Origin of the sequence: Glutamicibacter sp. BW77, assembly GCF_002332285.1 — a bacterium.
GTDB classification, from domain to species: domain Bacteria; phylum Actinomycetota; class Actinomycetes; order Actinomycetales; family Micrococcaceae; genus Glutamicibacter; species Glutamicibacter bergerei.
This window is the reverse complement of sequence record NZ_NRGT01000036.1, coordinates 114,871-127,538: the sequence shown is the minus strand read 5'-3', so window position 1 is coordinate 127,538 and position 12,668 is coordinate 114,871. Positions and strand designations below refer to the sequence as shown.

Annotated in this window: 10 protein-coding genes; 3 read left to right on the top strand and 7 right to left on the bottom strand. The window is 53.9% G+C overall.

All coding sequences use genetic code 11. The annotated features are described in order from the left end of the window. Positions 1-7 precede the first annotated feature (7 nt). Complete coding sequence (locus tag CIK74_RS03820; RefSeq protein WP_096254444.1) at positions 8-682, bottom strand: AI-2E family transporter; 675 nt, start codon at positions 680-682, stop codon at positions 8-10. A gap of 822 nt (positions 683-1,504) precedes the next feature. On the opposite strand from CIK74_RS03820, the gene CIK74_RS03815 reads away from it, so the two are divergent. Next, complete coding sequence (locus tag CIK74_RS03815; protein ID WP_096254443.1) at positions 1,505-2,698, top strand: NAD(P)/FAD-dependent oxidoreductase; 1,194 nt, start codon at positions 1,505-1,507, stop codon at positions 2,696-2,698. Between the two features lie 77 nt (positions 2,699-2,775). On the opposite strand, the gene CIK74_RS03810 is transcribed toward CIK74_RS03815, so the two are convergent. From CIK74_RS03810 to CIK74_RS03780, 5 genes are all read right to left on the bottom strand, one after another. After that, entirely contained in the window at positions 2,776-4,122 is a 1,347-nt protein-coding gene (locus CIK74_RS03810; RefSeq protein WP_096254442.1) for a glycosyltransferase, read from the bottom strand. Beyond that, the gene (locus CIK74_RS03805; protein ID WP_170947732.1) at positions 4,119-5,975 is read right to left on the bottom strand and encodes a glycosyltransferase family 4 protein; all 1,857 of its coding nucleotides are present in this window, start codon (positions 5,973-5,975) and stop codon (positions 4,119-4,121) included. The genes CIK74_RS03810 and CIK74_RS03805 overlap by 4 nt, the downstream gene beginning before the upstream one ends. 608 nt (positions 5,976-6,583) lie before the next feature. Then, positions 6,584-7,456, bottom strand: coding sequence for a hypothetical protein (locus tag CIK74_RS03795; protein WP_096254439.1), 873 nt, complete (start codon positions 7,454-7,456; stop codon positions 6,584-6,586). A 12-nt stretch (positions 7,457-7,468) separates the two neighbouring features. Continuing rightward, positions 7,469-7,726 (bottom strand): hypothetical protein, encoded by a 258-nt coding sequence (locus CIK74_RS03790; RefSeq protein ID WP_096254450.1) that lies wholly within the window; start codon positions 7,724-7,726, stop codon positions 7,469-7,471. Positions 7,727-8,259: 533 nt separating this feature from the next. Further along, positions 8,260-8,916, bottom strand: coding sequence for a 4a-hydroxytetrahydrobiopterin dehydratase (locus tag CIK74_RS03780; RefSeq protein ID WP_096254437.1), 657 nt, complete (start codon positions 8,914-8,916; stop codon positions 8,260-8,262). A 346-nt stretch (positions 8,917-9,262) separates the two neighbouring features. Here CIK74_RS03780 and CIK74_RS03775 point away from each other — a divergent pair, with 346 nt between their 5' ends. Then, positions 9,263-10,744: an AAA family ATPase gene (locus CIK74_RS03775; RefSeq protein WP_240520452.1), complete on the top strand. Its 1,482-nt coding sequence runs from the start codon at positions 9,263-9,265 to the stop codon at positions 10,742-10,744. A gap of 132 nt (positions 10,745-10,876) precedes the next feature. Here the strand turns inward: CIK74_RS03775 and CIK74_RS03770 are convergent, their stop codons facing one another. Further along, entirely contained in the window at positions 10,877-11,152 is a 276-nt protein-coding gene (locus tag CIK74_RS03770) for a hypothetical protein (protein WP_096254435.1), read from the bottom strand. Positions 11,153-11,318: 166 nt separating this feature from the next. On the opposite strand from CIK74_RS03770, the gene CIK74_RS03765 reads away from it, so the two are divergent. Further along, positions 11,319-12,602 (top strand): MFS transporter, encoded by a 1,284-nt coding sequence (locus tag CIK74_RS03765; RefSeq protein WP_096254434.1) that lies wholly within the window; start codon positions 11,319-11,321, stop codon positions 12,600-12,602. The last annotated feature ends 66 nt before the right edge of the window (positions 12,603-12,668 follow it).

Here is a 12,668-nt window from a genome sequence, read left to right as displayed (position 1 = left end):
GGAAGAGTCAGTAGAGCCAAATAATGAAAGCCCAAATTCGGTCACCGTCTTTGAGAAAGAAGAAGAGAACCACCAGTATCAAGATACTTCCGGTCAAAGTTTCACCGGCAGCCCCTAAGGTGTGGAGGGCGTTGGAACTTAGTTGCGAACTCGAGATCAAATTGCTTGCCGATTGACCTGCGTTCTCCAGATCCTGTTGGGTTATCCCAAAAGGAAGCCTTTCAACGAGCTGTTGACCTGCACTGCTCAACTGCACGAAACCTTCTTCGGCTTGCCCCACCAATTCGTCCCACTGGCTGATGACGGAATACACAAGACCTGTTCCAATTCCGCCCAGAACGATCAGGGCGCCGAGAAATACCGTCCAGGCAGTGAACAATGCTGAGAAGTGTCGACGTAGCCTCGTCACGATCGGCCAGAGTGCACAGGCCAAGATAGTAGCTATCAGAAGAGGGATCACAATTGTGGTCACTCGGAGCAATCCGATCACAACACATACGACGACTACACCGATAAGTAGCATCTGGAGGCCACGGATCGCCATGCGGCCCATCAAATCTGTCCATAATTCCGTGATGCCTGGAGCGTGATCGTGTTCGGGGTAATCTACGTCGACGCGAGAACCATTGCTCTCAGGTAACGTACCCTGCGGTGAGGCCCAGAGCTTCTTAAAATATGCCATCTTAATGACCTGCTCTCCGAATTTTCAGTATGTTCACCATAAACCCTGACACTCTGATTATCGAGACATCCCAGATTTCATGGAGAAATTAGGCTAATTCAACAGGCTATCCACGGGGAACTGACAGTGCGGGGCGCCTGTGTTTACCGGTCTGATTCCACGCTAGAACAGAAATGCTCTGTTGCCGCACGGTGCGCTCAGAGGGCGGCGCGGATAGCCTTCCAAGTGCATCTGCGGGTGATGCTGCACGTCCTGAACGGAGGTATCCGATCTTTGAGCAGGAAACCATGTGTTTTATCCGTTGCAATGGTTTAGGCCTAAACACGACGCGATCGCTCCAGCGTTCAGACCACCCACTTGATTGAAGTTGATAGCTACTCTCTATGGTCCACTTGACTCACACTTCATCGCCGAAGTGATCTGAGCAGGAGCTGGTGCTTATGAGAAAATAAACGCTCGAGACCTTGGGCTAGGAGGACATCGAGGAAGACGAGTGAACTTCTGGATCTAGAAACACCCGCTCTGGCTGAGCTCGAAGAGATGATTGCGCCATCGCTTAGGGACCTTCACTGACCCTCGAGGGCGTTTAATGGTTTCATGGCGTAGCGTATCGAGTTATCGGATCGAAGAGCGATGTGACATTCCAAGTTCAAGCTACTCAGCGAAGCTCCACGCCGCGTCTCAAACTGTTTGAGCAACGTGGGCTTTGGCATCCAGAATCGCTACGATAAGGCACAACGGTAACCGAAAATGAAGCAAGAAGCGGATCCCTTCACTTCGATCAAATGAGCTGAAGCGTTAATCCAGAACAGTGAGAACAGCATGAAATTTGTTGTGATTGGCGCGGGCCTAGCCGGGTTGAGGGCTGCAGGGCTTGCGTCCTCCCGCGGTCATAAGGTCGAAGTGCTCGAAGCAAGCGACTGCATCGGCGGGCGAGTAAAAACGGATATTATTGAGGGTTTTCGTTGTGACAGGGGATTTCAACTTCTTAATCCAAGCTACCCAGAGGCGAGACGCGCGCTTAAACTGAAGAAACTGGATCTGCATCCTTTCGGCCGAGGTGTGGCTGTGCGTAGCTCGTCTGGAACACAAGTGCTAGCCGACCCTTTTCGGCACCCCGAACACCTGAGAGGCATTCTCGGAGCAGATGCGAAATTCTCCGATCTCACAGCATTTTTTCGCTGGCTTCAACTCTCAAAAAATCCGTCTTCAACTTTGGGCGAAACCATCGAACAAGCCCGATTTTCCCCACTTGTGACTCAGGTATTTGAAAGATTTTTCTCAGGGGTGGTCGCAGATCCATCGCTACAGGTATCTGCGCTTGCAGCCCGGAGTCTATTCGGGTATTTCGTGAAAGGTACGCCCGCTCTACCAGCACAAGGGATGGCAGCAATAGTTTCCCAACTGGCGGAACCCATTAGCGAACATATTCGCTTGTCGACGCCGGTTCACTCCGTGGCAAATGTGGGGGAACAGATGCAGGTAACATGCTCTAGCGGAGAGCAGCTCTATGCTGATCGTGTCGTTATCGCTGCCGGTCCCAGAGCTAGCGCAAGACTGCTAGGTCAAGCAGAGCCAAAGATGAATGCCTTGACCACATGGTGGTTTTCCACACGGCATCAGCCTACGAAACTCCCTTTTCTTCATCTTGAGGTGAACGACGGGTTTCAACTTGCGCACACATCAGTGATCTCCAACGTCTGTCCCTCGTACGCTCCGGCAGGGCAGCATTTGATCCAAGCAACGGTCGCGGGCCATCACGGGTTAGACGATCAGAGCGCAATGGCTCAAGCTGCCAGCATGCTCGGAGTATCCAATCCGGAATGGCGATTACTGGTTAGGCACGATATCGAACACGCGCTGCCTTCATTTTCTCCTGCCCATCGTCCGCTGAGGAGCCGGCTGCCCCGAATTGAAGTTGCTGGTGACACCGCTCAGGCTTCGATTCAGGGTGCGCTCGGCAGTGCGGTACGTTCCATCAATGTCCTGGAGAAATTCCAAAACCAGCTGAGGTGAGCTCGAAAGTTCAACCGCGCTGCGACAGAGTTGTATCTGCGCAAACCTCAGACGGGAGTCAGTGCACAGGAAGAATGCTAATCACCCAAGAGTGCGGCATTGCCTTCGAAGGAAGTAGGAGTCAGTTCCGTGAGTTGATGGAGGCTTTCTGCCTTAGTTCCTTCGCGAATCCTGTTGCTGAGAATGTGAAGCTCTTCGCGTGCTCCGCGGCGAAGGTCAAGCATGGATTGCAACGCTTCCTTCAATTCGCTGATCGTGGTGTGGTTGGGTGCTAAGACAGTTCCGAATCCAGCTTGTTCTATGGCTGCAGCTCCCGCGAACTGGTCTGTTGAAAAAGGTAGTACAACGCTCGGCACACCGTAAGTTAGCGACTCGGTGAGTGAGTTGTTACCGCCATGGGTTACTGACACCGCAGCTGATTGCAGCAAAGTGATTTGAGGCAGGAATTCTCCGACAAGCCAATCTTCAGGAATGCTGCCTAAGGATTGCCGGTCTGCTGCCCCCAAAGCTACGGCAGCCCGTAAGCCCGTCTGTCGAAGAGCCGCAACGACTTTGCTCAGGACATCGTCGCGCACCGAGAGAAAGCTCCCAAAACTCACGTACACGAAGGGCTCTTCGCTTGCAGAAATCCACTGGTCGACCTCGAAGCTAGTGGGTTCACTGCGTATCGATGAACCCATAAAAATGTGAGGAGGCAATTGAGAAATCCGTTGGCTATCGACTAATTCTTCAGGATAGTTAAAGACCAGCAAGTCACCGTATTCAGCGAACGCATCCTCAGACGGGGCTACCTCTGGCGCTAATTCTGCCAACGCGGCATTCCACTGCGCGGTAAATGAAGTTGCGACATCTGTACATATAGCATGCAGTCCAGAAAGCTCTTGGGCGCTAGGAGCGAATGCCTGAGGCCAGGTAGGTGGGAATCCATAGACTTCGCCCAGGGCGGGCAAAGGCAGAGCGCTGGGATGCCCGAGAACAACGTCGATATATTTTCGTCTGGCCGCGGCAAGCCCTAATCGTGCGCTGAAGGCGAGATGATCCACAATAATGTGTTCTGGATCGACCATTTCGACAACGTCCTGCACGGCTCGGGCCGTATTGACAGGTTCCCACATGAAATCGTTCATCCGGGCGTTCGCTTGAAAGGTGAGCGTTTCGATCATTCCCCCGCGTGTGGCCTCAAAAAATCCCCGCAGCGTTTCATCTTCACCGCGTGGCTGTTCTTCAGCCCTGATCACTCCAGGATTTGAGCCCCGGCCTAGCTTCAGCGGTATATGGGTGAAACCAAAAGATTCGACTATGTTTGCTGTCGCAGGCCCGGTGGCGACAAAAACCTGCTCTCCATTCTCACGCCAATTATTTCCTAGGGCTGCCAGCGGATAGAGATGCGAGGCATAATCGGGGCTAATGATCAACAGTGTCATAGGATTGAATCCAGCTCTCGTTTGGTTTCTTCGTGATCTTGTTTGACCTTCGCATAGACGCGGCTCAGTTCATCTGCCATTGTTCCAATGGTGAAGTTAGCTTCTACGACTTGACGTGCATCATCAGCGCGTTGGTTCGTGCGTTCTTCGAATGCGCACCTGAGCGCTTCGGTGATACTTGCCTTCAACTGTTCCGGATCCTGTGTATTGGTAAGAAAGCCTGTGTAACCGTGATCAATATAGCTCGCTGGACCACCCGAGTTCGGAGCGACCACGATTAGCCCGGCGGCCATCGCTTCCAACAGTGCGATGCCAAATTCTTCCTTTACGCTTGCACAAACGTATACCCCCGATGCTGCGGCGTAATGGGGAATTCCGACTTTCGCTGCAGCAATCCATCGGGCGACAGTTCCATTAGGGCGGTGTCCGGAAAGTATCAGTCCTGAAGAATCTTGGTGTGCCGGAGCAACAAGAGCGTTGATCCGGTCAAGCTGTTCGGATTCATCCGGGGAGGGAGTGTCTAAATTTCCCCCAACCAAAAGCAGATTAGTCCGTGAGCACAGGTCGGAGCCGGCCCATGCTTCAACAAGTGTTGCCATTCCTTTAATGCGGTGAAATCGACCCACACTAATGAGCAGTGGCAACCCACGTCGTTTCTCAGGAAGCCGTTCCAGCAGTTGCCGCAGTTCCCTCAGCGGCTCGCTGCCTGAACTTCCGCACGCAAATTCCTCGGCTTCTAGCGTTGCGCGGTGAATTATGTTTACATCTATTCCTTCTGGTACAACGGTGTAGCTTTCCAACTCCGCAGAGAGATCCCGTCCGAGCAAGGTCTTCATTTCCCGGTTGAGATTCGGCCGTGGGAAGTACACAGTGTGTGCTGCGTGAGAAGCAAGATGCTCTACCAGCCAAGTACGAAACCAAAAATGCTGAATTTGGTCGATCCTGCCAAAATTCTCTCTGGTCAGCTCGCTAGACCGGTCCATGGACTCGATCACCGCATGGGGGTCAGGTGCCACTGTGAAGACGACGGGGATTTGGAGTTCCTGGGCAACTTCGAATGCGGCGAAGCTTCCTACATCAGCCATGCGCAGATGCATGGCATCTATGCGTCCAGCGGTCTTGAGAATGCGGCGAAGACCGCGACGAACTTCTAGGTGCAGAGGCCATGACTGCGCTGACGGCACAGCGCCGCGGATTAATGGAATTCTCGCATACTTATGCCCGCTGAAATCGTGTCTCAGCGCCTTGGCATCGTCCAAGGGTTCATGCAATTGACCACGTGAAATGGTCAGGACCCGATGTCTTGGCAAGACGCTCGCGCTCGCTGCGAGTGGTTCTGCTGATGTTTGGTGTTCTTGAGCTACGAGCGCGTCTCCGAGACTGACCAGCAATGTAGCGATACCGCCCGTATCCCCGCTCCCTGCATGGCGCAGTTCAGAATCAATATTCGCGTGGAGGAAGAACTGAACAATTGTCAGCCCCTCCGTCTTTGCTTGAAACTTCAAAGCGGAAACCTGCGTGCTTCGCAGGTCCATCACAGCGAGCTGCGCGGCATCAGCCAGGGGCCCATTCTCTTCGATTAACCCCTCAAGCACTTGGACTATGCCATCAGAAAAAGGCTGATCTCCTAGTGCCATCACTGCGGCAAGTCGAACATGCTCGGTTTCATCAGTATTCAGTATGATGCGGATCAGGGCCGCCCGCGCGACTTTGTCTTGCACCACACCAAGCATTTCTACCAGACGGTATCTCTCCCCCGCTATTTTAGTATCGGCTAAAGCTGTTTCCAATGCTTCGAGAACCGCTTGTGAAGATACTTTGGCCCAGTTTTCCAGAGCCCGCTGTGCAAGCATCCCGGTAAAGTCACCTTCCTTTACCAACCGAACTAGATGCCGTATGGAGTCTGGCCGAGGGACCCGGGTCCGCTGGACCCATACAGCATGTTCTCTCAGGAATGGGCTGCTGCTGCACAATAGATTCGAAAGCAAATCGTCTATCTCAGGGGATTCCACCTGGCCCAGAAGATGAATTGCGGCCATGGCGCTGATCTGATCCAGGCTATCGGCGGCTTCTATGAGCAGCCGGACTTCGTCCGGATCAATATCAATGCAAGGGTTCGAAGAAATGTTCCGAATAAGTCGAAGCTTTTCAAGGATCCGAGGAGCGCAGGAGATATTGTGAAGAGTGTTGTGGCTAGTGATATCGCAATCCTTATTACGTCAGTACAAGACGGTTCACTCCGGTGCCTCCACGAATTTATTATTGATGAAGGAAGAAGTGAACCGGTGGTGAACCGTCAGCGCTTTCTCTGGGTCGCAATTGATGTCGCGATAAGCTCACTTTTGCCCGTCGTCTCCTAGGCAGAGTACTTCAGGGACCAGATGCAGGGGGCAGCGTATAAAACCTTGAATCTCAAATATCAGGCATCGATCGATGAGACTTGTTAAATACGCCGTGCTGGCTAGACACTTGAGTCGCGCTCAATATTCCCTGTCCGGGGGTTATATTGGGGCCGCTGTACCGCCAGTTCACCGCCATTACGTCCACCAAAGGGTCGCCCGTGATCAGCGTATTCTTCTCGGTAGAACACCAGTCTCCAACCATTCAGCTCCATTCGTGCCCCGCTGCGCAATGTATACCGGTCCCCAGGTTTCAGGCCGGCACTTCCGCCCACGCGCCCCACAGCTTCCACAACAAACTCGTCAAGGTCATTCCTGGTGATTCTTGCATGCACTGGCTCCAGGCCTGGGAGGGTGAGCCCATTTTCAGGCGCACTGCCAATTTCTATCGAATCCCCCATGATGTTGAGCACTTTAGGAGCCTTGCCGTCCCATGACTCGCTGTCTTGCACGAAGATTAGTCTCGGCCTGCCTCCTCCGTCCGCATAATGAGTGGTCGTTGCGCGCAGGCGGTAGTTTTTACGGAAAGTCGGCAGTAGCGGAAACGGCGTTGCAGGGATCTTGAATGATTCGGCGCCCGTCCTCTTTCCACGGCCTCGGAATAGTTTGCTGGCATCAGGCAGGGACCCCAGACGTACCGCTCCTGAACGTGATGCGATACGACCGGAGAAATTTGGTTTGACGTCTCCCAGCGTGAGGAGGGTTCCTTCCGGTCCGTCGACCACAATTTTTACCCCAGCTTTTTTCAGCTTGGTTGCAAAATCATTCAAGGCGCGCCGGTCTAGCTGTCTGATACTTGGAAACAGTGAGTAGGAATCTACCTTGAGGTGAATGGTTTTGCCGGCAGCTTTGATGGTGCCGCTACTTCGTCGTGAAAATCTGGGTCGATCTGTTGGTTGATCAACCGCAAAAGTAAGGTCTATGTCGAAGCGCATGGACATGGTCGTTTAGTCGCGGTACGGATCTGAGCCCAGAGAATGAGTATCACTAGTCGTCACTCTCAGAGTTCCATCGAATTTCCACGTCGCGCGAGGTGCATCAGCGCCGATATCCCGAGGAACCTCGACAGTCATATCGACCAGCGTGTAATTAACAGCTGCACCACGACCCGTCAGATATGACCATAGCTGCTGGCCCAGGTCCGACCAGTCTCCAATTTGCAAATCTTCAGGGGGCATTTGTTTCCCAGTTTCAAGATTTTCCATGCTGTTCACAGTCCTCTCGTTGAGCAAGGCCTTGCAAAACACAATGCCCTGTGACTCAGATTACATTTAGCATGCGCCTATGTAAATGATTCAAGTCCTGATCACTTTCGACTTTGCCACTCAAAGAATTTGGAATTCCTCATTATATGCCGTCGAGTACTCTTTCGGCGTGGAAATCATGCCGATCGGCATAACACCTAAGGCGCTCCACGGCGGAAGGCTTTGCACACTGCCGGCGTCGCAGTATATGACCACGCGGCCCACGAGGCTTATGGCCTCAGACGCCAGAGAGTGAGTCATTTGGGTCCGCAACGGCGTGACAAATGAGCTGCCATCGAGTCAGAATCCCCTCGAATTCGCACCGATCCTCCCGGAAGGGCAAACGGTCATCACCCGAGAGAAAAGCACGCAAAATGCTTCGAACTAAAACACCGCGTCCGGGTTAACTGCCGCCCTTAAACAACAAACCTCAGCTAGTGCCGATGTACTGCGATACATACTGGCGGGTTCAACCACGTTTAGCCACCGAACAGTTAGCCGTCGTGGCGTCCGACCTCGGTACAGATGCACAGACGGTTTCCTTGTGGATCCGTCGCCACGGTAAATGACGGCGCGTCAGCATAGTTCAACCGTGCACCGGCCTCTTTTAAACCATCGAGAATATCCACGTGGTGTGAGTGGGGCACCGAAATGTCCAGATGGAAACGATTAGCATTCGGGGTTTCGGTGTTTTGGAACCAAATGGCGGGACCGCGCCCATAGGGATCGGTGAGGCTACCATCGGCTTGCTCCTTGTAACCTAGGGCTGCACGCCAGGTGTCGGCAATCTGTTCCCGGTCATCGGTATCAATCGCTATTTCTACCGTGCGGGCCAGGTTCAGGTTTGCTTGGGCACCATGTTCTTGTGCCAGATCAGAGATTTTCCCGGCCAGTTGAGTATCGCGAAGCGACACTCCCCCGACGTCGTGGGACACCAGCGTCACAAACAAGGTGTCGTAACGCCAGTCCACATCTGGGTGATGGTTGGCTTCCTGCGCTAGAGCACCTATCTCTGCAAAGAACTCCAAGGCTACCGCTGAGGAAGAACATTTGAAGGCGGTGCGCAGCGATCCGAGCATGTAACGCCAGTGCGGCAGGTGGGTCAGCTGACTTTCACGGTCAGCCTGCTTCAGAACTTCTTTCTCCGACATGGAATTTCGCCCCTTGTGCGTTCGATGTTTCGCTGGCGTAGGCGAGGAGCGGTACTCCTCGCCCTATGCACAGTGTCCCACCATGACGGAGCACTTTGAAGAGCTACCAGAGTTCCATCAGTCTTTGACATCTTCGTCCGGTAGATCTGCACAGACCATGTCTGTAGAAGCCGGCCTTCCGTAGGGCGCCTCGCCCCGACTTTCATTAACAAGGGCCACACCATTCAGAAGCTAAAAGCTCAGGCCACATCCCAACATCTTGCGGTGCATCAGCTAAGTCAGACCCTAGTTTTATAGAACCTCTGACTGGTATTCTCTCGTCATGGATGAAGAACTACGCACGTTCATGAGGTCATTCACTCACCTCACCCGGCTAGCCGAAGAATACCAACAGGAGCCCAAGGGAAAGCTCCTAGCCCCGGTCTTAGCCGAGCACCTAGGCGTCGATCCGAGCACGGTTGCCCTTGTCATTGAATCCTTCGGCTCCCACCGTCTAGCCGACGCGAACATCATTCTTGGCGGACTGACCTCCCGTGATTCAGAAGCCAAGCTCGTTGGACTTTCAGGCCAAGATCGACACCATTTTGACCTCGGCGACCTCATTGGGGTGCAAAGCAACTTCGGCGTGCTAGGCGAGCCCTCATACACCTCGTTGGCCGTGGGACCGGGCAAACAACGACGGTTCCTTTCCTTCGGGATCCACCTGTTCAGCTACGAACAAGTACCCATTGCTGTCTTACTGCGCCAGGCAAATCCGGAATACGGCAAACCGGAAGCGACGCTTGAAGTTCTCTGCGTCAATAGCAAGCTCACCGATGCGTTCCTTGCCGAATTTCGTGAAGGGCTGCGCACCACCAGCGTTTACCGCGGTCATGTCATCTCTTTCAAAGCCAGCGAGTACTCCGAATCAAATTCAGGAGTCACCTTTCATGAGCGTGAAGCAATCAGCGGCGAACAATTGATCCTGCCCGCTGGTCTGCGCGAACGTATCGAAGAGCAAGTATTGGGAGTGGGGACTCACCGCGAAGCCTTGCTGGCTTACGGAGCCCATCTGAAACGTGGAGTACTTCTTTATGGTCCTCCGGGGACGGGCAAGACCCATACCGTCCGGTACCTTGCTTCGGCGGCCACCGAGCACACGGTCATCTTGCTCAACGGCAATACGCTCTCGTTAGTCTCGCAGGCTTCGGCCATGGCCCGTGCGCTTCAGCCATCCATCGTGGTGTTGGAAGACTGCGATCTGGTTGCCGAAGACCGTAGTTTTGGCAATGGCCCTCAACCATTGCTATTTGAAGTACTGGACTCGATGGATGGCCTAGATCCAGATGCCGACGTTTCCTTTGTGCTCACTACAAACCGGGTAGAGTCCTTGGAAAGCGCACTGGTGCAACGTCCCGGTCGAATCGACCTTGCGGTGCAGATTCCACGCCCAGACTGTGAGGCGCGCAAGGCGCTCTTGCGGTTGTATGGTTCCAAACTCGAGTTACCAGAAGTAACCATCGACTCGGTAGCTCAAAAAACTGAAGGGACTACTGCGTCCTTTACTCGAGAGTTGATTCGCCGGGCTATCTTGTCCGCTGCCATCGCCGGAGTGTCCGTCAGCGCGCAACATGTGGAAGACGCAGCAACTGCGCTGATGGATGATTCGGAAAGTTTAACTCGGGACTTCTTGGGTGGCACCCAAGATCCTGACCTCGGCACCGATGAGTCGACCAGCGAAGAATATGGCTCCTTTGGCTGGGTATCATTGCCTGAAACGAGGAATTTAGGTTTTGACCCCGGAGGTACAAGTACGCATACCGAGCCTCCGCAGACAGAGGACGACTAGCCCTAACTTGAAGAGTGTCTTGGGCTTTGGGCCGCACCTTGCTGGTTATGACAGCTATGGCCGGGAACCGTTGTATGCGATTCCCGGCCATCACCAGTTACTTATTGAATTGATCCTTTGAACTCAGACAGGCTAGTTCACTTCGTTTAGCTTCTGCTTAAAGCGCTCCGGCAGAGTCATCGTAGCGATCATCGAGAGCACCACGATGGACAGCGCAATGGCCGTCAACGCTACTGTGCCGTTTTCGGTGTTCTGGAATATCCATGCCGCCAAGAACGGAATTGGAGCACCGAAGATCAATCCACCGAAGGTCTTGCCCAGAGCCGAGCCGGTGTAGCGCATGCTTGTTGGCAGTGACTCCGCGAAGAATGCTGCCTGGGTGCCGGCACTGAATTGAATTCCAACCATGTGCCAGGTTCATCCAGATTAGGCACTTCAACGCCTGAGTCACTCAGCACCAGCACTGTGCCGCAAATCCCCCACGTACGCAAAACTGCTCCAAAGGAGCGACTGGTACTAAAGTCGGATAGGTCTGCCCCACGATTCGCCGTAACTAAATGCACTTCCGAGGTCCATGAAAACTAGCTCGTCACGATTTGAAGTTCCGGTGCTCCTCGGAACCCAAACATTGTTTAATATCGGCTTCTACGCTGTGGTGCCTTTTCTTGCGATTGTCCTGACCAACGATTTCCTCTTGGCCGGAACAGCGGTAGGTCTCATTCTGGGAATCAGAACCTTCGCTCAGCAGGGCCTGTTCCTTGCCGGTGGAATCCTTGCAGACCGCTTCGGCGCTCGGAGCGTCATTCTCATTGGCTGTGCAGTACGCGCGGCCGGGTTCATCACGCTGTCCGCATCCTTGTGGAGCGGTACCCCGACACTCTGGATGTTCATTCTCGGAACATTGCTCACGGGATTTGGCGGAGCACTCTTTTCCCCAGGCTTGAACATCCTGGTGGCAGCGGCCCAAGTTGCCCGCGAAAACAACCAACATTCCCAAGCCAAACAGTCCACACTCTTTGCTTGGTTGAGCATTACCGGAGAAATCGGCGCGGTTACCGGACCGCTGGTTGGAGCGGCACTTTGGGGCTGGGGTTTCGCCACCGTTGCAGGTTTTGGGTCCGCATTCTTTGTGCTCATTGGCTTGTTTCTGGCAATTGCTTTGCGTCGGCCCAACCCAGCAGAATCTCCTACCGGACAGAGAACCGATGCCTCCAAGCAAGAAGTTCCGCCTGGTGGTCTACGTAGGTGTCTAACTGACCGTCGCTTTGTAGCCTTTTGCGGGCTGCACGCTTCGGACCTACTGGCCTATAACCAGCTCTACTTAGCTATCCCCTTGGAGCTAGAACGCCTGGGGCTTCCCACCCAGTGGGTGGGGCTGATTTTTGCGTGGATCTCCATTTTGACGCTGACCCTACAACTGCCGCTCGCGCGGCTTGCTGGGCGTATTGGAGCAGCAGCAACTTTGCGGTTCGGATACCTGTGTAGCGCGCTGGGCTTCGGGGTGCTTGCCTTCGTCCCGGCCTTAGTTTTTGGAAACGAAACCGGCCCGGCTCGTATCCTGTGCGCGGTTACTCTGCTGACATTGGGGCATATGAGCGTGCATCCCACCGCGTTATCGCTCGTTCCCAAATTTGCCGGCCGACGCCCCACAGGTTCCTACTTCGGCTTACTTGCCAGTTGCGGCGGTCTGGCGGTGCTCCTTGGCAATCTGCTCATTGGCTGGCTCCTGACCCAGTCCGGGGACGGAACCGTTCCTGGATTCCTGCCTTGGATGGTCCTGATAGTTCCTTTGCTCCTCGCATCTTGGCTTGCTGCACCGCTGGTGCGGATGCCGCGGACGTTGACTACGCAGATGTGAACTGGGACATGTTCAGCTGACCGCGCGCAAATCTTCCAAAACTCACACCAACTTTGCACTACTCAA

Bases quoted from the DNA above. Each gene is read 5' to 3' on its own strand.
- CIK74_RS03820 (WP_096254444.1), bottom strand. From the start codon at position 682: ATGGCATATTTTAAGAAGCTCTGGGCCTCACCGCAGGGTACGTTACCT.
- CIK74_RS03815 (WP_096254443.1), top strand. From the start codon at position 1,505: ATGAAATTTGTTGTGATTGGCGCGGGCCTAGCCGGGTTGAGGGCTGCA.
- CIK74_RS03810 (WP_096254442.1), bottom strand. From the start codon at position 4,122: ATGACACTGTTGATCATTAGCCCCGATTATGCCTCGCATCTCTATCCG.
- CIK74_RS03805 (WP_170947732.1), bottom strand. From the start codon at position 5,975: ATGCTTGCACAGCGGGCTCTGGAAAACTGGGCCAAAGTATCTTCACAA.
- CIK74_RS03795 (WP_096254439.1), bottom strand. From the start codon at position 7,456: ATGCGCTTCGACATAGACCTTACTTTTGCGGTTGATCAACCAACAGAT.
- CIK74_RS03790 (WP_096254450.1), bottom strand. From the start codon at position 7,726: ATGGAAAATCTTGAAACTGGGAAACAAATGCCCCCTGAAGATTTGCAA.
- CIK74_RS03780 (WP_096254437.1), bottom strand. From the start codon at position 8,916: ATGTCGGAGAAAGAAGTTCTGAAGCAGGCTGACCGTGAAAGTCAGCTG.
- CIK74_RS03775 (WP_240520452.1), top strand. From the start codon at position 9,263: ATGAGGTCATTCACTCACCTCACCCGGCTAGCCGAAGAATACCAACAG.
- CIK74_RS03770 (WP_096254435.1), bottom strand. From the start codon at position 11,152: ATGGTTGGAATTCAATTCAGTGCCGGCACCCAGGCAGCATTCTTCGCG.
- CIK74_RS03765 (WP_096254434.1), top strand. From the start codon at position 11,319: ATGAAAACTAGCTCGTCACGATTTGAAGTTCCGGTGCTCCTCGGAACC.